The organism is Terracoccus sp. 273MFTsu3.1 (assembly GCF_000383675.1).
Taxonomy (GTDB): Bacteria; Actinomycetota; Actinomycetes; order Actinomycetales; family Dermatophilaceae; genus Terrabacter.
Genome location: NZ_KB911820.1, coordinates 220,335 through 239,697 on the forward strand (window position 1 = coordinate 220,335; position 19,363 = coordinate 239,697).

15 protein-coding genes are annotated in these 19,363 nt (G+C 73.4%); 6 read left to right on the forward strand and 9 right to left on the reverse strand.

Annotated elements, in window-relative coordinates:
- Positions 1-28 precede the first annotated feature (28 nt).
- Positions 29-1,051: a glutathione S-transferase family protein gene (locus H283_RS0100955; RefSeq protein ID WP_020141632.1), complete on the reverse strand. Its 1,023-nt coding sequence runs from the start codon at positions 1,049-1,051 to the stop codon at positions 29-31.
- Between the two features lie 207 nt (positions 1,052-1,258).
- On the opposite strand from H283_RS0100955, the gene H283_RS0100960 reads away from it, so the two are divergent.
- Complete coding sequence (locus H283_RS0100960; protein WP_020141633.1) at positions 1,259-1,915, forward strand: GNAT family N-acetyltransferase; 657 nt, start codon at positions 1,259-1,261, stop codon at positions 1,913-1,915.
- A gap of 34 nt (positions 1,916-1,949) precedes the next feature.
- Here the strand turns inward: H283_RS0100960 and H283_RS0100965 are convergent, their stop codons facing one another.
- The 8 genes from H283_RS0100965 to H283_RS0101000 all read right to left on the reverse strand — a co-directional run bounded on the left by H283_RS0100965 (position 1,950) and on the right by H283_RS0101000 (position 11,598).
- Positions 1,950-3,167: an N-acetylmuramoyl-L-alanine amidase gene (locus H283_RS0100965; RefSeq protein ID WP_020141634.1), complete on the reverse strand. Its 1,218-nt coding sequence runs from the start codon at positions 3,165-3,167 to the stop codon at positions 1,950-1,952.
- Positions 3,168-3,306: 139 nt separating this feature from the next.
- Positions 3,307-3,636 (reverse strand): thioredoxin, encoded by a 330-nt coding sequence (gene trxA / locus H283_RS0100970; protein ID WP_028785244.1) that lies wholly within the window; start codon positions 3,634-3,636, stop codon positions 3,307-3,309.
- A gap of 69 nt (positions 3,637-3,705) precedes the next feature.
- Positions 3,706-4,779 (reverse strand): thioredoxin-disulfide reductase, encoded by a 1,074-nt coding sequence (trxB, locus tag H283_RS0100975; RefSeq protein ID WP_020141636.1) that lies wholly within the window; start codon positions 4,777-4,779, stop codon positions 3,706-3,708.
- A 196-nt stretch (positions 4,780-4,975) separates the two neighbouring features.
- Positions 4,976-5,863, reverse strand: coding sequence for a hypothetical protein (locus H283_RS0100980; RefSeq protein WP_020141637.1), 888 nt, complete (start codon positions 5,861-5,863; stop codon positions 4,976-4,978).
- 219 nt (positions 5,864-6,082) lie between these two features.
- Complete coding sequence (sigM, locus tag H283_RS0100985) at positions 6,083-6,655, reverse strand: RNA polymerase sigma factor SigM (RefSeq protein ID WP_020141638.1); 573 nt, start codon at positions 6,653-6,655, stop codon at positions 6,083-6,085.
- Positions 6,656-6,657: 2 nt separating this feature from the next.
- A complete protein-coding gene (locus H283_RS0100990; protein WP_156022896.1) occupies positions 6,658-8,607 on the reverse strand; it encodes a hypothetical protein in 1,950 nt (649 codons plus the stop codon).
- A gap of 64 nt (positions 8,608-8,671) precedes the next feature.
- Positions 8,672-11,059: a DUF6049 family protein gene (locus H283_RS0100995; protein WP_020141639.1), complete on the reverse strand. Its 2,388-nt coding sequence runs from the start codon at positions 11,057-11,059 to the stop codon at positions 8,672-8,674.
- A 53-nt stretch (positions 11,060-11,112) separates the two neighbouring features.
- Positions 11,113-11,598 carry an NUDIX hydrolase gene (locus H283_RS0101000; RefSeq protein WP_020141640.1) on the reverse strand — a complete coding sequence of 162 codons (486 nt, stop codon included), beginning with the start codon at positions 11,596-11,598 and terminating at the stop codon, positions 11,113-11,115.
- A 189-nt stretch (positions 11,599-11,787) separates the two neighbouring features.
- On the opposite strand from H283_RS0101000, the gene H283_RS0101005 reads away from it, so the two are divergent.
- From H283_RS0101005 to H283_RS0101025, 5 genes are all read left to right on the forward strand, one after another.
- A complete protein-coding gene (locus H283_RS0101005) occupies positions 11,788-13,287 on the forward strand; it encodes a CCA tRNA nucleotidyltransferase (RefSeq protein ID WP_020141641.1) in 1,500 nt (499 codons plus the stop codon).
- A 235-nt stretch (positions 13,288-13,522) separates the two neighbouring features.
- A complete protein-coding gene (locus tag H283_RS26385) occupies positions 13,523-14,065 on the forward strand; it encodes a hypothetical protein (RefSeq protein ID WP_020141642.1) in 543 nt (180 codons plus the stop codon).
- Positions 14,062-14,874 (forward strand): PP2C family serine/threonine-protein phosphatase, encoded by an 813-nt coding sequence (locus H283_RS0101015; protein WP_020141643.1) that lies wholly within the window; start codon positions 14,062-14,064, stop codon positions 14,872-14,874. The genes H283_RS26385 and H283_RS0101015 overlap by 4 nt, the downstream gene beginning before the upstream one ends.
- A gap of 2 nt (positions 14,875-14,876) precedes the next feature.
- A complete protein-coding gene (locus tag H283_RS0101020) occupies positions 14,877-17,498 on the forward strand; it encodes an FHA domain-containing protein (RefSeq protein WP_156022897.1) in 2,622 nt (873 codons plus the stop codon).
- Between the two features lie 43 nt (positions 17,499-17,541).
- Positions 17,542-19,242 carry a serine/threonine-protein kinase gene (locus tag H283_RS0101025; protein ID WP_020141644.1) on the forward strand — a complete coding sequence of 567 codons (1,701 nt, stop codon included), beginning with the start codon at positions 17,542-17,544 and terminating at the stop codon, positions 19,240-19,242.
- The last annotated feature ends 121 nt before the right edge of the window (positions 19,243-19,363 follow it).

Genomic DNA, 19,363 nt, shown 5'->3' on the forward strand with positions numbered 1-19,363 from the left:
CCCACCGGCATACGCCGTCTGTGCGTGGTCAGCCCGCCAGCAGGGCGAGCACGGGGTTGTGCTCCGGCGGCACGACCTCCCGCGGCGGTCCCGGAGGCGTGCCGTCACCGAACGGCGAACCACCGAGCTCCTCGCGGCCGTGCGGCGTCGCCCAGTTCTCGAGCGACGGGCCGAGAGGCACGACCCCCGTCGGGTTCACGTCGGTGTGCACGACGTAGTAGTGCCGCTTGATGTGCGTGAAGTCGACCGTGTCGCCGAAACCGGGCGTCTGGAAGAGGTCGCGCGCGTAGCCCCACAGGGCCGGCATCTCGATCAGCTTGCTCCGGTTGCACTTGAAGTGGCCGTGGTAGACGGGATCGAAGCGCACGAGCGTCGTGAAGAGGCGCACGTCGGCCTCGGTGATGTGGTCGCCGACGAGGTAGCGGCGGGTCGACAGTCGCTCCTCGAGCAGGTCGAGGTTCTCCCAGAGCCGGCGGTAGGCCTTGTCGTAGGCGTCCTGGGTGCCGGCAAAGCCGCAGCGGTAGACGCCGTTGTTGACGAAGCGGTAGATCGGCTCGCTCACGGACTCGATCTCGTCGGCGAGGGCCTCGGGGTACAGGTCGGGTGCACCGTCGCGGTGGTGGTCGCGCCACTGGGTCTCGAGGTCGACGGTGATCTGCTTGAAGTCGTTGGTCACCACGGCACCGGTCGGCACGTCGACGATCGCGGGGACGGTGATGCCGCGGGGGTACTCCGGGTCGCGCTTGAAGTAGGCGTCCTGGATGCGGGGGATCTGCAGCACCGGGTCGAGGCCGCCGGGGTCGAGGTCGAAGGTCCAGCTGCGCCGGTCGTGGGTCGGGCCGCAGATCCCCATCGACAGCGCGTCCTCGAGCCCGAGGAGCCGGCGCACGATGATCGCGCGGTTGGCCCACGGGCACGCCCGGGAGACGACGAGCCGGTAGCGGCCCGCTTCGACGGGGAAGCCGTCCCGACCGTCTGCGGTGATGCGGGTCGTGATGTAGTTCGTGTCGCGCTTGAAGCTCTTCTCGACATAGGTGCCCGGCTCGCTCATGCTCCCCACCCTAATTCGGTATGCGGCGTGGCCCGGGGAGCGCCCACGGCAACCCTCGACACGGCCCGGGCGCGACCGCGACAGCACCCCGGGGACGACCTGGAGGGCCACCCCGAGAGCAGCTCGACACGGCGGTTCTCGTGGTCATGGTGCCGACCGGGTGGGAGCGGGTCAGAATGGGGAGCATGAGGGCTGTGAGGAGACGCGATGCGTGAGCTCCGGCCCCTGACGCCCGACGCCGTCGGCGACCTCGTCGGAGCGTGTGCGCCGTGCACGTTCTGGCAGACGGTGCCGCGCAACGGCCACAGCGACGCCGGTCACCCGCTCGACGTGCTGGCCGAGTGGGTCGAGACGGTGACGGCCGAGTGGGGACCTCCTGGTCGGATCGCGTACGTCGACGGCACCCCGGCGGGGCACGTCGTCCTCGCACCGGCGCGGCACGTCGCGCGGCTCGCGGCCTTCCCGACCTCGCCACAGGACCCGTCGACGCTCATGCTCGTCACGGCGGTCACGAGGCCCGAGTACGCAGGACGGGGACTGCGCAAGGCCCTCGTGCAGTCCGCCGAGAAGGACGCCCTGCGCCACCGCACACGGTCCCTCGAGGCGGTGGCGGCGCGCCCGCTCGCCGTCTCGAGGCACGCCTGCGTGCTCGACGTCGCCTTCCTCGAGAAGGTCGGCTTCCGGGTCGAACGCGACCATCCGGCATACCCGCGGCTGCGGATCGACCTGCGCACGGCCATCACGTTGCGCGACGGAGCCGCGGCAGCGATCGTCCGAGCACTAGATCGGGTGCCCGGGGTGCGGCCGGTGCCCGACACGCACCCCAACGGCTCGAGCCACGCGCACGTGACCGACCGACGCTGAGCCGTCGAGACGGTCGCCCGCGATCAGCGGGCGGTCAGCCGACAGTGCGCTCGGCCCCCACCTGCTGGGCGTGCATCGTCTCGAGGTGTCGACGCAGGTCGTCGAGGCGCAGGACCCCGGTGCGCGACGTGTCGGCATCGCCGAGGTAGACGCGCTGGAGGGCCACGACGACGGCCTCGGCCACGTGGTCGAGGGTCTGTGCGTTGTCCAGGGCCGAGGCGTCCCCCTCGTGGCTGAGGTAGCCGAAGTCGAGGCGGACCGCCGGCATCCGCGTGCGTCGCAGCAGCGGCCACGTGCGAGCGTGAGCGCGGCAGTCCGTCAGGCCGGTGCGGGCCACGACCTCGCGCAGGAGCAGGTCGGCGAAGCTCTCGCCGATGACGGACCAGTCGGCGTGGGCGGCGTTGTCTGGGTGGCCGTAGAAGTAGGTGGCGGCTCCGTGAGCCGATCCCGTGGCGGAGTGGTCGGTGTGGAGCGAGAGCACGAGGTCGGCCTCGCAGGAGTTGGCGAAGGCCGCCCGCTCCTCGTCGGTGCCGCCGTCGGTGGCCTCGGTGCGGGTGAAGACGACGCTGACGCCGTGGGCGGAGAGCCGGCCCTCGATGCGGCGCGCGAGGTCGAGCGCGAGGCGGTCCTCGACGAGGCCGCGCAGGCCCCGGGCGCCGACGTCGCCGCCACCGTGTCCGGGGTCGAGCACGATCGTGCGTCCGCTGAGGCTGTAGCCGCTGCGACGGATCTGCTCGCGCTCGCGCAGGGCGTTCGCCGACCCGCCGCTGACGGACCGACGCAGCCCCGCGAAGGCTCGCATCGTCTCGGGTCCGACGGTGCCGTCGGGGACGAGCCCGACGGCGGCCTGGAAGGCGCGCAGGGCGGCGTCGGTGCTCGGTCCGTGGAGCCCGTCGACCTTGCCGGGCGTGAAGCCGAGCTCGACGAGCCGGGACTGGAGGGCCACGACGTCGTCACCCTCGACGAAGTGCTCGGGGACGTAGCGCAGCACCCGGTCGCCGAGGGCCCACCGGGCGCCGTCGAGGACGGCATACGTGGAACGGCCGACGATGCCGTCGACGATGAGGCCACGACGCTGCTGGAAGGACTTGACGGCCTGCTCGACGCGTTCGTCGTAGACGGCGTCGCCGAAGCGGTCGCTGTGCCCCGAGCCGCCGGGGAGGTCGCCCGAGAGGACGAGGCGTTCGCACACGGCGGCCACGGCCGGGCCGGAGTCGCCGCGCCGGAGCACGACTGACTGCTGTGGGGTCATACCGGCTCCTTTCCTTGAGGGGCTCCGGTGGGGTCGCGGGTGGCTGTGCGTCAGTCCGGAGCGGTCGGGCGCCGTCAGCAGCGTAGTACGCGAAAGGGGTGGCACCGTGACGGTGGACCACCCCTTCGACGTTTGCCGGTCAGGCGATGAACTCCTCGAGCTCACGCAGCAGCTTCGGCTTCGGGTGCGCGCCGACGATCGTCTTGACGACCTCGCCCTTGACGTAGACGTTGAGCGTCGGGATCGAGACGACGCCGTAGCGGGCGGCGGTGTCGACGTTGGCGTCGGTGTCGAGCTTGACGACCTCGATCTTGTCGCCGTACTGCTCGTTGATCTCCTCGAGGATCGGGGCGACCTTGCGGCACGGGCCGCACCACGTCGCCCAGAAGTCGACGAGCACGGGCTTGTCGCTCATGAGGACGTCGTCGGCGAAGGTGGCGTCGGTCGTGTTCTTCAGTGCCATGGAGATTCCTTCTCGTGGTTGGCGCGGGGTTGGCTCAGGGTGGCTCGGGGCGGCGTTCGGGTGCTGAGGGCGACGTTAGGCGTCGGCGCCGACGGTGACGCGTGGGTCGGGGATCTCTCCCGAGTCCGTCTCGTCGATGACGGCGGCCTCGTGAGCGGCCTCGGCGGGTGAGGAGGTGTCCTCGAGGGCGGCGAGGTAGTGCTCGGCGTCGAGGGCGGCGGCGCAGCCGGAACCGGCAGCGGTGATGGCCTGGCGGTAGGTGTGGTCGACGAGGTCGCCGCAGGCGAAGACGCCCGGGACGTTGGTGCGGGTCGAGCGGCCGTCGACGAGCACGTAGCCGGCATCGTCCAACGCGACGGTCTCGCCGTCGGCGCCCTGGGTGCCCGGGGTGGCGTCGGCGGGCACGAGCAGCTCGTTGCGCGGGTCGTGGCCGATGGCGACGAAGAGGCCGGTGATCGCCAGCTCGCGGGTCTCACCGGTGACGGTGTCACGCAGCGTGATGCCGGAGAGCTTGCCCTCGCCGTGGATCTCGGCGACCTCGGAGTTCCAGGCGAAGCGGATCTTGTCGTTGGCGAAGGCGCGGTCGGCCATGATCTTGCTGGCGCGCAGCTCCTCGCGGCGGTGGATGATCGTCACCGTGCGGGCGAACTTCGTCAGGAAGGTCGCCTCCTCGATGGCGGAGTCGCCGCCGCCGACGACGGCGATGTCCTGGTCGCGGAAGAAGAAGCCGTCGCACGTCGCGCACCACGAGACGCCGTGGCCCGAGAGCTCCTTCTCGCGGGGCAGGCCCAGCTCGCGGTAGGCCGAGCCCATCGCGAGGATGACCGAGCGGGCGCGGTGAACGGTGCCCTCGCCATCGGTGACGGTCTTGACCTCGCCCGTCAGGTCGACGGCCGTGACGTCGTCGGTGACGAGCTCGGCGCCGAAGCGCTCTGCCTGGGCGCGCATGCCGTCCATGAGGTCCGGCCCCATGATGCCGTCCTTGAAGCCGGGGAAGTTCTCGACCTCGGTCGTGTTCATCAGCGCCCCACCGGCCGTCACGGCGCCCTCGAAGACGAGAGGCGCGAGGTTCGCGCGCGCGGCGTAGACGGCGGCGGTGTATCCCGCCGGGCCTGAGCCGATGATGATGACGTTGCGGACGTCGGACATGGTGGGCTGCTCCTCGTGAAACTCGTGTCGTGGCCGCACGTCCCCGCCCGGTGACCGGCTGGAACCGGTACGGCGGGAGGCCGCGAGCCGCATAGGCCTCAACCGATCCTAGGCGGTTGTTGTTCCCGCGCCCGCCAGCCTGCGCGGGTGCACCGGCGTGGCGGGACGGGGCGTGATACCAGTGCTCTCGTGGGGCTCAGGGGACGGGCGTGGCGGCCGCGAGCAGGCCCGGCGCGCCCGTCGTGCAGCTGCGCTCGACCGCCCAGGCGGTGCTGGCACCGGCCCTCGTGACGACGACGACGACCGCTGGACGACCGGCGAACGTGGCGAGGTCTGCCGAGACTGCCTCGGGCGCCGGGTCGGCGGCACCGACCGCGCCGATCTCCTCGAGGCACGCCTCGAGCCCGATCGGCGTCGCGATGGGCCCGATGCCCGGGGACTCGGCTGCCAGGTCGCGGATCGGCTGGCCCGGGTGGTCGAGCAGCTCACGGGCCTGCGTGGCGAGCGTGCCGGCGGTGTATGCCGTCGTGCTGAGCTGGATGTGCAGACCACCGGGGGTGGCCGGCGGGCTGAGCGGGGACGTCGTGGCCCCGGAGGCGTACGTGTCGCCGACGACCGCCGCGCCGTTGGGCCGCTTGGTCACGTGCAGGGCGGAGGCGCCCACGGCGACGACGGCGGCCGCCGCGGCGACCGCAGCCACGAGGTAGATCGGCCTGGGGCGGTCGGCGCGGGTCGCCATCGCGAGGACGGAACCGTGGTCCGCGTCATCGGTCCCCGTGGCGTGCGGGCCGCCTCGCGAGGCGGACAGCGGTCCGGGGTCGACCCGCAGCCGGGCCGCGTCGAGCAGGGCGCCGGAGATGCGCTCGGACACGGCGGCGGGCATCGGTCCCGGGTCGGCCGCCCCGGCGAGCAGGGTCCGCACCTGCTCCTCGACGTCCGGGTCGAGGCGGGGCTCGGGGGCATCGTCCGCGACCTCGTGGTCGAGCCCGTCGAGCGGGGCGCGAGGGGCCGGCTCGGTCGCGGCACGCCCGTCGGGGTCGCGGACGCGGGGGTCGGGCTCAGGGGTGTGCGCGGACTCGTCCACGGATGTGGTCCTTCGGGCAGAGCGTGCGGTGGTCGTACGGGCAGGCAGGGGTATGCCGGTCGCCGTGGTTTCGACGGCCCCCTGTGGCCGTCGGGTTCCACCGGATTCAACCATTGTTCGGCCGACACCCCAGCAGTGCCCGAGCGGTGGCCGACCGACCCAGGAGGACGACCGGTCACCGGTCGTCCCGTACCCCTTGGGGGCCGGACGTGGACTCGGTCAGTCCCGCTCGACGGGACGGACGCCGGGCGTGAGCCCGAGGTGCTGGGCCAGGGCCGCGCGTCCTCGGGCGCACCGCGACTTGATGGTCCCCTCGGCCACGCCGAGGATGACCGCGGCCTCGGCCACCGGCACGGCGTGCATGTCGACGAGCACGAGCGCCGCCCGCTGCCCTTCGGGGAGCTTGGCGAGGGCCTCCTGGATGTCGAGGCGCACCTCCGTCGAGGCGTGGTGGTCGTGCCGGTCGGCGAGCTCGTACTCGGGCAGCTCGGCGGTCGGCTTGCGACGGCGGAGCCGGTCGAGGCAGGCGTTGACGATGATGCGGTGCAGCCACGTGGTGACGGCCGCCTCGCCGCGGTAGGACTCGGCACGGCGGAAGGCCGCGATGAAGCCGTCCTGGACGCAGTCGGCCGCGAGCTCGGGGTCCCGCACCGTGCGCAGGGCGACGGCCCACATCCGGTCCTTGTGCCGGCGGAAGAGCTCGGCGAAGGCATGGTCGTCACCGTCGACGTGCAGTGCCAGCAGCTCCCGGTCGCTCAGGTCGGCGATCGGGGCGGCAACCCCCGGGGTCACGGTCAGCGCACCGTCACTTCGCTGATCTGCGCGCGGTAGTGGTTCGCGGCCTCGGCGGGCGCCGCCTTGGTGACGATGACGAGGATCTTGCTCGCCGGCTGGAGCTGACCGCCGGCCTTGATGACGACGGTGCCGTTGGCCTTCTTCATCGAGCCGATCTTCTGGGCGCCGTCGAGCGACTTCGTCGAGCCGGAGTCGGTGGCGTAGACGGTGACGTTCTGCTCGGCGGGCAGGACGAGCTCCACCTCCTTGACGACGGTGGGCGCGCTGAGGTCGAGCAGGATCCCGACGCCGTCCTTGTTGCCGTTGAAGGAGGCGGTGCCGTACCAGCGGGAACGCCACTCGGTGCTCGGGTCGCCGTCGTAGGTCAGCTTGACGTTCTGGTCGGCCTCGGTGCCGTCCTCGGGGTCGAAGCCGGTGCCGCCGACGACGCTGACCGGCGCGGCCGGGGGCGCCTGGGTCGTGCTCGGGGGCGCCTGGGTCGGCGTGCCCTGTGCCTGCGTGGCGGCGGGGGTGCGTGTCTTGGTCACCGTGACGGCAGGAGCCGGGCCGTCGTGCTGGCCGATCTTCATGACGTTGTTGATGCCGATGAAGAGCGCGATGAGCACGAGCACCCCGACGATCGCGAGCGCGATACGGGACTGGGCACCGCTGGGCGCCTCCGGGGCCTCGCGGCCGAAGACGGGAAGTGGCGGCTCGAGGCGGGTCGCGGGGGCATCGTCGAGCGCGTCGACGAGGCCGATGTCCTCGCCGTCGAAGTCGTCGTCGTGGGCGGAGCGGCGCTCGGCGGCCCGTGCTGCGGCCTTGTCCGCGGCGGCGCGGGCGAACGAGCCGACCTTGTCGCCGATGGCACCGGCGACGCCGGCGGCTGCCGCCCCGGCTGCGGCGACGCCGCCCTGGAGCCGCTCGGTGGTGGCGCCGCGTGAGGGCGTCGTCCCTGACTGTCCGTCGGGGACGCTCTCGAAGAAGATCGTGCTGGCCTGGCCGGAGTCGCCGGCCGCGCCCGTCATCGATGCACCGGCGGCACCGGCGGCACCGGCCGCCCCAGCAGCGCCGACCGCCGCGGCACCGGCGCGCACCGACGGCATGACGCGCGTCGGCTCGAGCGACTCGCGGTCGTCACGACTGCGCAGGCCGATGCCGGTGGCGCCGTCCGACGACGCCTGCTCGCTGGGCCACGGGGCGATCTGCAGGGCGAGGTCGCCGGGCGAGACCGGTCCACGCCGGCCACCGCCGAGGGTCATCCGACAGATGAGGTCGAGGTCGTTGGGCACGCCCACGGCGATCTCGGAGGGGGCGGCCACGCCGCCGACGATGGTCGGGGCCGCCTCGAGGCCCACCGGGCCGCCTGCGGGGATCAGCCCGTCGTCGACGGACACCATGGGCCAGCGACCGGTGAGGCCGGCATACGCGATCTTGACGAGGCCGACCGCGTCGGCGCGGGACGCCCGCTCGTCGGAGAGCCGGTCGGCGTCGGTGAGGGCGGCCTCGGTGGCGAGGCCGCGCACCTTGACCGCGCCGTCGGACATGCGCAGGAGCGAGCTCGGCGTCAGGGCGAGGTGGTGCAGGCCCCGGTGGGTCGCCTTGTCGAGGGCGGTGGCGGCCTCGCCCGTCAGGCGGCGCACCTCGTCGGGCGACAGGCCGCCGCTCTGCAGCAGGTGCGAGAGGGGCACGGCGCCGGTCAACGGCTCCTCGACGATGAAGCCGACACCCTGATCGGTGCCCACGTCGAGGACCCGCACGAGACGGGAGTCCTCGATGCCCGCGGCGCGGCGGGCCGCATCGAGGGCGGCGGCGGCGACCGACGAACCGGCCGGGAAGCAGACGAGCACGACCTCGCGCTCGAGGGTGTGGTCGTTGGCACGCCAGCGCTCGTGGTGGGTGCCCTCGGAGGTGCGCAGCGTGACCGCATAGCGGCCGCCCAGGACGGATCCGGGTCCGACTCCCTGCACGTGCGTCACCCTCCCTCGTCATGTCGTGCGCGGATGCGTGGCTCGCCACCCATCCTAGGCCGACTCAGGCGTGATCCCGGTCGTCCGCATCGCCGAGCGCTTCGTGTGCCGCGGTGACGGCCTCGATGTCGGCGATCTCGTCGACGCGCGAGGTGCCCTTGACCACGGCGCGGATGACGCCGGCGAGCAGGACGAGTCCGACGAGGATGCCGCCGACCCAGTAGATGGCGGCGTCGAGCGGGTTGGCCGAGACGGGGATCGTGGCGGGCGAGCCGATCTGGGTGCCGTCCGCGGTGGTGAGGAAGGCGCGGATCTCGGCGCGACCGGCGGCCACCGCGGCGACCTCGACGGGGACGTTGGTGCGCGAGGACGGTCCGATCGTCACGGGTCCGGGCTGCTCGACGATCCGGATGCGGGGATTGTCGGGCACGAGCCTCAGGCGGATGTCCTCGACGGTGTAGTCGAGACCGTTCTCGACCGTGATCCGCAACGTGCCGTTCTCGGCGAGCAGGTTGATCGTGCTCGTGCGCGGCACGACGCGGATGGCGCTCGTCGCGGCCTTGATGTCGGCGTCGACCGAGTTGGCCAGGGTGACCCACCCGGCCGGGTTCCAGCGCCACCGCGCGCTCGCGAGCTCGTCGAGCACCTCGCGGTAGGTGCGCTCGAACTCCTCGCCGTCGCGCAGCACCGACGAGACGCTGAGGAGCGTGTCGCGCTGCTCGGCCATCCGGGCGAGGCGGCGCGCGTTGAGCACCGGCTTCGGGGCGGCGGAGGCGACGGCCGTGGTGGGCCTCGTCTGCGGCACGGCCTTGTCGTTGCCGCTGTCGGTCAGCAGCGACGCGGCGTCGACGGTCTCGAGCCAGGGGGCGCTCGACGTGGCCGCGAGGAAGGTCGCGAGGTCGGCGGCGTCGGGGTCGTAGGTGCGCGGAGCGGTGACGAGCACGGAGCGCGGCGTGCCGGCGCGCTCGCCGAGCAGCACGAGCGTCTCGGCGAGGTAGCGCTGCACCGACAGGACGGGGCTGGGGTCGGTGCGCTTCGGGAGCAGCGCGGACAGACGCGTGTCGTATGCCAGCAGCCGGGTCCCGCTCGACGTGACCCGGCGGGCCGTCGGGGTGTAGGCCGTCTCCTTCGTGACGGCCGCGGCGTTGACGACGATCCCGGCCGCCTTCTTGACCGTCGTGCCGGACAGGAGCGTCTTGATGCCCTGCTCGCGCCCGGCGGGCAGGAGGCCGTCGACCGGCCAGACGATGTCGCTCCGGGCCGGCTGCCCGAGGCGGGCCGCGAGGGTGGAGGCCCGGCTGACGAGGTCGCGCACGAGGGAGTTCGCCGGGTCGACGCCGACCGTGGCGGCGATGTCGGCGTCGGCGTACGGCAGGGCCCAGACGCTGCGCCCGCTCAGCTGCGTGACGACCGCGTCGCCGAGGCGGGCGATGGCCAGCGTGGCCTCGGACGGGGTGCCGGCCGGCGGCGTGGTCGACGTCGTGGGGGGTGTCGTGGGGGGTGCCGACGGGGTGGGGGTGGTGCCGTCGGGGGCTGGGGTGCTCGTCCCGGCCGCCGGGGCCGGGGTGCCCGTGGTGCCCGTGGGGCTCGGGGAGGGAGCCCCCGAGGTGCCGGACGGTGCCGGCGCGGTGGTGCCGGTGCCGCCGGTCGTCGGCGTCCCGCTCGGGGTCGGACCGGTCGTCCCGGAGCCGGCGCCCACGTCGGGACCGAGCACGGACGGGTCGACCGCGAGGTCGACGGGCGTGCCACGCGTGCCCTCGAGGATGCGGGCCACCCGCGAGTCGGGGCCGATCGCCTGCTCCCACGCAGCCAGACGGGCCGCGTCGTCGCGCGAGGCGAGTGCGACGGCGGGGTCGAGGGTCACGGGCAGGACCGTCGCGACCTTGAGCGGGACGTACTCCTTGCGGCCGTTCCAGGCGATGAAGGTGCGCGTCATGCCGGTGGGCTCGCTCGCGCCCTCCTGGACGACCTCGACCGAGATCGGCAGCGCCGCGAAGGCGTCGTCGGACCGCAGCCGCTCCCACGGGACCGTCGCGGTGAAGGGCTTCGTCTGTCCGGCGGCGACCGTGGCCAGCGACGTCGTGTCGACGGTGCGGCCGGACGTCTCGGTGCGACCCGTGGCCCAGTCGTCGAGGGCGCTGCGCTGGTTGACCGTCACGTCACCGCGCACGACCCGTACCTCGGGGCCCGAGAGCGGACCGGTGAGCGGGGCGGTGACGGTGCCGGTGATCGTGACGTCCTTGCCGGGCCCGACGACGGACGGTGTCAGCGTGTCGAGCACGATGACGGCGACGTCCTTGGCGGGCACCACGGCGGCTCGGTGGGTGGCTGACGAACCGGGCCGGGCGGCATACGTGCTCGGCCCGGCGGGGGACGGGACGGCGCTCGCGGACGGACCGACGGACAGGCCGAGCGCCGCGAGCGTGGCGGCCGTGGCGGTCAGTCGGCGCATGAGGCGGCTCCCGCGGCGCCCCCTCGTGTCGGGACGCCGCGACCCTCGAAGGATCACGCCGTCCCCGCCAGCCGGTTCCACGCCGCCTGCGCGATGCGGCGCTCGTTGGGGAAGGTGAGCCTGCGGTGCACCTCGTCGAGGCGCATCCAGGCGACGTCGATGGCCTCGTGGTCGGGGTCGTTCTCGATGGAGAGCTCACCGCCCGTGGCCTCGAGGAGGTAGTGGTGCACGAACTTGTGGACGCGCTTGTTCGACGTCGCGAACCAGTAGTCGATGGTGCCGAGCTCGACGAGGACGCGGCCCACGATGCCGGTCTCCTCGGCCACCTCGCGCGCGGCCGTCTCGACGAGCGTCTCGCCCGGCTCGACGTGACCCTTGGGCAGACACCACTCGACGCGGCCGGCCCGGTTGCGCCGGGCGATGATCGCGATGAGGGCCAGACCCTCCTGCACGTCCACGACGATGCCGCCGGCAGAGCGCTCCTCGACGGCGGGCAGACGCCTCCCCGGCACGGGGCTGGGGACGGGCTGCGCGCTCACATCGCCACCATAACGGGCGAGGCGCGGAGCGCTCTCGTCGTCGGGGAGACCCCGCACGCGAGGTGCGCCGACCGGCGTGTCCGGGGCGGCGTCGGTCGGTCCCCGTCGACTCGCGGCGCGAACGCATGGCCCACCCCCACGCGTACGCGCGCGGTCAGGGGCAGCGCGAACGCTCACTAGGCTGGTCGGGTGCCTGACCGTTCCGACACGTCCCTCGCCGACAGCCACGAGCCGGCCGACGCCGGTCTCCCGCTCCTGCGGGCCGCCGTCGCCCGGCTCGCACCCGTGCTGCCCCTGCTGACCGAGCTGGGGGAGCGGTTCGCAGCCGCCGGGCACGAGCTGGCCCTCGTCGGCGGGCCGGTGCGCGACGCCTTCCTGGGGCGTGTCTCACCGGACCTCGACCTCACCTCCGACGCCCGACCCGACGACATCCTCGCGCTCGTCGTCGGATGGGCCGACGCGCACTGGGACATCGGTCGCGAGTTCGGCACCATCGGGCTGCGCAAGGGCTCGCACGTCATCGAGATCACGACCTACCGCGCCGACACCTACGACCGCACGTCGCGCAAGCCCGAGGTGATGTTCGGCGACACCCTCGAGGGCGACCTCGTCCGGCGCGACTTCACCGTCAACGCCATGGCGATCCGGCTGCCCGGCCTGGAGTTCGTCGACGTCCACGGCGGACTGTCCGACCTCGTGCGGCAGCGCCTCATGACACCGGCTGCGCCCGAGGAGTCCTTCGCCGACGACCCGCTGCGGATGATGCGGGCCGCGCGCTTCGCCTCACAGCTCGGCTTCGACGTCGCGCCCGAGGTGCGGGCCGCGATGGTCGAGCGGGCCGGCACGCTCTCGATCATCTCGGCCGAACGGGTTCGCGACGAGTTCACCAAGCTGCTCCTGTCGCCCCAGCCCCGGCTGGGTCTGACCCTCCTCGTCGACACCGGCCTCGCCGACGTCTTCCTGCCCGAGCTGCCCGCGCTGCGCCTCGAGCTCGACGAGCACCACCGGCACAAGGACGTCTACGACCACTCGCTCATCGTCCTCGAGCAGGCCATCGACCTCGAGGGCGCCGCCGACGGTCCGCCGGAGTCGGTGCCCGGCCCCGACCTCGTGCTGCGCCTCGCCGCTCTGCTCCACGACATCGGCAAGCCCGCCACCCGGCGCTTCGAGGACGGTGGGGGTGTCTCCTTCCACCACCACGAGCTCGTCGGCGCCAAGCTCGCGAGCAAGCGGATGAAGGCGATGCGCTTCGACAAGGACACGACCAAGCAGGTCGCGCGCCTCGTCGAGCTGCACCTGCGGTTCCACGGCTACGGCGACGGTCAGTGGACCGACTCGGCCGTCCGGCGCTACGTCAACGACGCCGGGCCGCTGCTGACGCGCCTGCACCGCCTGACGCGGTCGGACTGCACGACGCGCAACGCCCGCAAGGCGCAGCGGCTGTCGCGGGCCTACGACGACCTCGAGCAGCGCATCGAGCGCCTCGCGGCCGAGGAGGAGCTCGCGAGCGTCCGTCCCGAGCTCAACGGCAACGAGATCGCCGAGGCCCTGGCCATCCGCCCCGGGCCGGTGCTGGGGGAGGCCTACGACTTCCTCCTGTCGGTCCGCCTCGACGACGGACCCATCGGCAAGGACGCCGCCCGCGAGAAGCTGCTCGCCTGGTGGGCCGCCCGCGAGTCGGTGGGCTGAGGGTCCGGCCAATCTCGGGCTGCGTGCGTGGGCCGAGGGGCCGCGCGGTCCGCGGTTGGGGAGTTCTCCCCATCGCGGCGCCGGGGCGCGCGGTCGTACGCTCGACGGGACCTCGTCCCCGCGCCTCCACGGTCGCCGGGACGGTGCGTCACCCGATCTGACACGGCATTCCGTGAATGATTGACTGACCGCGCCGTCCCCGACCCCCGCGGGAACGACCGAAAGGAACGAGCCCATGAGCACCCTCGCCTACCCGAGCGCCGACTTCCCGGGCCAGCCGTCGGTGGCCCTCGAGGTGCCGGAGGGCTGGGAGCCCGCGCATGCACCGGGCACGACGATGGCGGCGCGACTCCCGCGCGAGGGGGCGTTCGCACCCAACGTCGTCGTCACGATCGAGCAGTGCGGGCCGTCCTTCCGCATCGAGGACTCCCTCGAGCAGATCGCCTCCCTCGCCACCTCGCGGGGCGGGGCCGTGTCCGAGCCGTATGCCGCCGACCTCGGTGGCGCGCAGTTCGTCGGCTGCGACGCGACGTGGCCCGACGCGGACGTCGAGACCGTCCTGCAGGCCAACCTCTTCCACCTCGTGACCTCCGGGGCGTCCGCCTCGGCCGATGCCCCGGCACACCTCGTGCAGCTGACCGGCGCCGTGGGTGGCGCCGACGCCGTGGCCGACTACGAGCTCATCCGCCAGGTGCTGACGACGGCGCGCGTCACCCCGTGGGGCGCCGCTGCCGACACGGACGCCGGCGCTGCCACCGACGTGGACGTGGACGCATGAGCACGACGGTGCCGGCCATCTCGGCAGGCCTGGCCACCGACGTCGGTCGGGTCCGGGCGCACAACGAGGACTCCGCGTGCACGCGGGGCACCGTCTACGTCGTCGCTGACGGCATGGGCGGCCATGCTGCGGGCGAGGTCGCGAGCCGGATCGCCGCCGAGACCGTCGCGGAGCTCGCGGACCGACCTGTGGTGCAGGTGCGCGACATCGTCGCCCAGGTGGGCGAGGCCAACCGCCGCATCCTCGCGTCGGCCGCGCGGCACCCGGAGCAGACCGGGATGGGCACGACCGTCACCGGCCTCGCCCTCGTGTCCGTCGGGGGGTCGCGTCACTGGGCCGTCTTCAACATCGGCGACTCCCGCGTCTACCGCTGTCTCGACGGTCGGCTCTCGCAGGTGACCGTCGACCACTCGGAGGTCTGGGAGCTCGTCGAGCGCGGCCTCATCACCCCGGAGCAGGCGCACCGTCACCCCGGACGCAATGTCGTCACACGGTCGCTCGGGCGCGACCCGATGGGGGTCGTCGACACGTGGGTCTTCCCGCCCTATCCGGGCGAGGTCTTCGTCATCTGCTCCGACGGTCTGTCCAACGAGCTGACCCGCGAGGAGATCGAGGCCGTCCTCGCCGACCACCCCCACGCCGACGAGGCCGCCAAGGAGCTCGTGCGACGTGGTGTCGCGGCCGCTGGCCGCGACAACGTCACTGCTATCGTCGTCGCCGTACAGGGCGAGGACTCCGACTCCGACGTCGATGAGGACACGACCCCGCGCGAGAACGTGAACGGCTCATCAGGGGAGAGCAGGTCGTAGACGTGAGTGGCCCGTCCGTTGTTGTCGACCGGGCCCCCGACGGGTGGACGCACATCGGGGGCCCCGGCATGCACCTGCTCATCGGACTCGACGAGGACGACGAGCGCACCATCGCCGCGAGCGACGCGGCCGACGGCGGTGACATCGACGACGTCGTCGAGGTGCTGACGGCCGGCGGGATGCGCAAGGCGCACCACTTCGTCGGGGTCCACTGGCAGCCCCGCACCCGCATCGTCGCCTTCGGGCCGGTCTCGGCCCTCGTCACCCTCGCCGACGGCACCGAGCACGACGTGCGCGCCACGAGCAGCAAGGTCTGGACCGACCTCGAGCTGCCCGACCATCCCGACCGGGTCGTGCTCCGGGTGCTCGAGGAGTCCGAGCGGGCGCAGCCCGTGCCTGCGCAGGGCCTCACTGCCGGACCGCCCTCGCCGGGCGCCACATCCCCGGCATCACCCGGCGGCGGCTCGGCGCAGCTCACCGCGCCGGACGAGCCTGCCGACGCGACCCCGGACAAGCCCGCCGAGGCCACCCCGGACGCCGCGACGACCCCGGACACCTCGACCTCGGTCACCGCGGCGTCGCCGGACACTGCGACGTCGCCGCAGACCGCGCCGTCCATCGCAGTGGCAGACCCACCCCTGGCGAGCGACCGGCCCGACGCGGCAGGCGAGCCCGAGCCCGCGCCTGACCGTTCGGCACCGGCCGACGGCATCCCGACCTTCGCCGCGACAGCGGCCATTGGCGGCACGTCCACGGACGAGCAGGGCGCGCAGGACGGGCGGGGTCGGTCGACCTGGGAACGCAGCTGGGCGCAGGGCAGCACTGTGCCAACCGCGTCCGAATCGAACACGTCGAGCACGGAATCTACCTCTGCGGCAGCGACTTCCGGCGATGTCAGCGCGAAAGAGTCTGTGGCGCATGCCGATTCGGTGGAGCGGGACGATCCATTCCGTCCAGCGGCTGACGTCACGCCAGAGCCTCCCGTCGCCTCGGTGCCTGCGCTCCGCTCGTGGACGTCGGTTGCCCCCGCTGTGCCGGTGCGCGCCACCCCGACGAGCGACGTCGTGGGCGACGAGGAGTCCAGCGCATCCGCGGCGGCGCCGACGATCCCGGCGCCGACGCCCGCGGCGCCCGTCGTCGCCACCGACCCCGCCCCGTCGGCGCCTGTGGCCGATGACCTTCCCGTGGTGGTGGCGGCGCGTGACGTCGACTCGACGTGGGCGGCCCGCCCGGTGCTCGACCCGGACGCCGGGTCCACGACGTCCGCGGCTCCGTCCGCGCCCGTGGGCGGACCGCTCCGTCCCTCGGTCCCGGCGCCCGCCACCGCCGGCATCGAGGACGCGGGCCTCGTCGACGACGACCAGCCCGCGGCGCCGCCGAGCTACGACTACCTCTTCGGCCACACCACGGCCGCCGACGAGCACCGCAAGGTGCTCGCCTCGCTGACCCGGTCCGACGACGACGAGACGGGACCCGACGAGGACGACCACCGGGCCGACCCGCCCGTCGTCGACGCGACCGTCCCGCCCGTCGCCGACGCGTCCGACGCGCCCGTCACGAACGCGGCCCCGGCGCCCGAGGTGCCGGCGCGGCCCATCCCGTCGGCGCCGGTCGTCCCCGAGGGCGGTCTCATCTCCTCCGTGCCGTGGGCCAGCCCCGCCCCGGCTGAGGAGGTGCCCGAGCCCGGGCCGGAGCCAGAGGTCCCGACCTTCTCCGGAAGGCACACGCCGCCACCCGCCCCGAGCCTGCTGCCCCCGATGAACACCCCGCCCCCGGGGGTCCGCGCACCCGAGGCGACCCCGCTCATCTCGACCGGACCGCCCCCGGCGAGCACCGGCCCCGCACCGGCGCTGTCCACACCGCCGCCCGCGCCGCCCACACCGTCGGCCGCGACGCCCACCGCGCCGGCCGCGACGGCATACCCCGGAGCGGCGCAGCCGCCTGCCGAGCCCACCTTCGACGTGCCCATCTCGATCCCCGTCGCCGTCCCCCCGGTGCCCCCGGTCGCCCCGGTAGCTCCCGCCACGGAGCCCAACGCGGACTCGCCCGTTCCCACCGTCGACGCCGGCGCAGGGACCGACGACGACGAGACGGAGCTGACCGTGGACCGGAGCGCCCTGCTCGAGGCACGCCACGCCGCGCAGAACCAGACCTTCTCCGGCCCCAGCGTCCTGGCCGTCCTCTGCTCCGCCGGTCACCCGACGCCGCCCCACAGCGACCGCTGCCGGATCTGCGGCTCGAGCATCCCGCCGCAGGAGCCCTTCACGATGCCGCGACCGCCGCTGGGCGTCCTCCGCCTGTCGACGGGTGACGTCGTCACCCTCGACCGCAGCGTCCTGCTCGGCCGAGCGCCGAAGCTCGGCGACGGGCTGGCCGTCCACGACCGACCGCACGTGGTCAAGGTCCCGAGTCCCGAGCGCGACGTCTCGCGCAACCACGTCGAGGTGATCCTCGAGGGCTGGCACGTGCTCATCCGCGACCTCGGGACGACGAACGGCACGACGGTGACCCTGCCGGGCGAGAGCCCGCTCCGCCTGCGCGCCAACGACCAACAGGTCCTCGAGCCCGGGTCGCTCGTGTCCATGGCCGACGAGGTCTCCTTCACCTTCGAGGCGGCGTCGTGACCCGCACGCCCGACCACCTGCCGGCCGCGGACGGAGGTGCCTCGTGAAGAAGGGCGCGCCCCCGAAGATCCCGGGCCTCGTCTTCGTCCAGCCGCTCGGCTCGGGCGGCTACGCCGACGTATTCCTCTACGAGCAGCAGAGCCCCCGCATGCCGGTCGCGGTCAAGGTGCTCAAGTCCGATGGCCTGACCGACGCGCTGCGCCAGCAGTTCGTCGAGGAGGCCGACACCATGGCCGCCCTCGGCGACCACCCGTACATCGTGCAGGTCTTCCGTTCCGGGGCCTCGGACGACGGCCGTCCCTACCTCGTCATGAAGTACTACCCGCCCCCCAACCTGGCGATGCGGGCCCGGGCCGAGCGCTTCTCGGTCGAGGACGTCCTGCGCACCGGGATCCAGCTCGCGAGTGCCGTCGAGACGGCACACCGCGCCCACATCACGCACCGCGACATCAAGCCGGCCAACGTCCTCATCAGTGCCTACGGCGCCCCGGGCCTGACCGACTTCGGCATCGCCGGTCGCGGCGCCCGCGAGGGCGACGTCGAGGCCGAGACCACCGACGACGTTGGCGTCTCCGTCCCGTGGGCTCCGCCGGAGGTGCTCTACGGTCAGAGCAACGGTGACGAGCGCTCCGACGTCTACTCGCTCGCCGCGACGCTGTGGCAGCTGCTCGTCGGCCGTTCGCCGTTCGAGATCCCGGGCGGGGACAACTCGGCGTATGCGTTGATGCCGCGGATCCGCAGCACCGCGGCGCCCGCGACGGGTCGCCAGGACGTGCCGGCCGGCCTCGAGCGCCTGCTGGCCCAGGCGATGGCCAAGGACCCCGCCCACCGTCCGGCATCGGCGCTCGAGTTCGCCCGCGCGCTCCAGGCGGTGGAGCAGCAGCAGCGACTGGGCCGCACGCCCATCGTCGTCCTCGACGAGCAGGGTCACACGACGCTCGTCAGCCAGACCCAGGGCTCGCCGACGGGTCGCGGCGTCGACGACGACGACCGGACGCGGATCAAGGCGCCGCAGACCGTCGTCGCCCAGCCCGTCGGTCCGTCGCCGACGATGCTCGACGACGAGACGCGTCGCCGCTCCGAGGCCGGCGGGCAGCGCTGGTCGCCGGCACCGATGCCGAGCCCGAGCGTCCCTGCCGCGGCGGCCCCGGTGCGTCCGGCCGCCGTGACCGACCCGATGCGAAGCCAGACCGCTCCACTCGGAAGCGACTCCGCCGAGGATGCGACAGTCCGTCGCGCCGCGAGCACGCCCGGGACACAGGCACCTCCGGTGCCCGCGCCCGCACCGACGTCCCCGCTCGCGAAGCCCGCAGTGCTCTGGGGTCTGGCCGCCGCGGTCGTCGTCCTCGTCGGTCTCGTCGTCTTCCTCGTGCTCCGATCCGGGTCGGGTGACCCGAGTCCGGCGACGCCCACACCGAGCGCCACCGTGTCGATGCCCGGTGACGACAGCGCGATCGGCGACGGCGTCTTCGACAAGCCGACCATCTCGGCGACGTCGGGTCCGGGCAGCGTCCGTTTCACGTGGAACTACCCGCAGCCCTCGAAGAAGGACACCTTCCGGGTGTCCTACGGACCGACGCCGTCCGACGCCGGGAACCCGGAGCGGGCCAGACTCGTCACCGTCACGGCCAGGACCTACACCGTCAAGGCGCCGAAGGGCACCAAGGTGTGTGCGACCGTCGTCGTGGCCCGCGCCGGCCAGGCCTCTCCGGGGGCCGACGTCCAGTGCGAGACCGCGCAGTGAGGGCGGGCTGCACGAGCTGCCTGAGTATGCCGGCGGGTGGACACGAAACGGTCGGACCGGCAACCTCGACGCAGACACCACCAAACCACCACAGACGTCCGTAACACACCGCGGCCGGACA

Bases quoted from the DNA above. Each gene is read 5' to 3' on its own strand.
- H283_RS0100955 (WP_020141632.1), bottom strand. From the start codon at position 1,051: ATGAGCGAGCCGGGCACCTATGTCGAGAAGAGCTTCAAGCGCGACACG.
- H283_RS0100960 (WP_020141633.1), top strand. From the start codon at position 1,259: ATGCGTGAGCTCCGGCCCCTGACGCCCGACGCCGTCGGCGACCTCGTC.
- H283_RS0100965 (WP_020141634.1), bottom strand. From the start codon at position 3,167: ATGACCCCACAGCAGTCAGTCGTGCTCCGGCGCGGCGACTCCGGCCCG.
- trxB (WP_020141636.1), bottom strand. From the start codon at position 4,779: ATGTCCGACGTCCGCAACGTCATCATCATCGGCTCAGGCCCGGCGGGA.
- H283_RS0100995 (WP_020141639.1), bottom strand. From the start codon at position 11,059: ATGCGCCGACTGACCGCCACGGCCGCCACGCTCGCGGCGCTCGGCCTG.
- H283_RS26385 (WP_020141642.1), top strand. From the start codon at position 13,523: ATGAGCACCCTCGCCTACCCGAGCGCCGACTTCCCGGGCCAGCCGTCG.
- H283_RS0101015 (WP_020141643.1), top strand. From the start codon at position 14,062: ATGAGCACGACGGTGCCGGCCATCTCGGCAGGCCTGGCCACCGACGTC.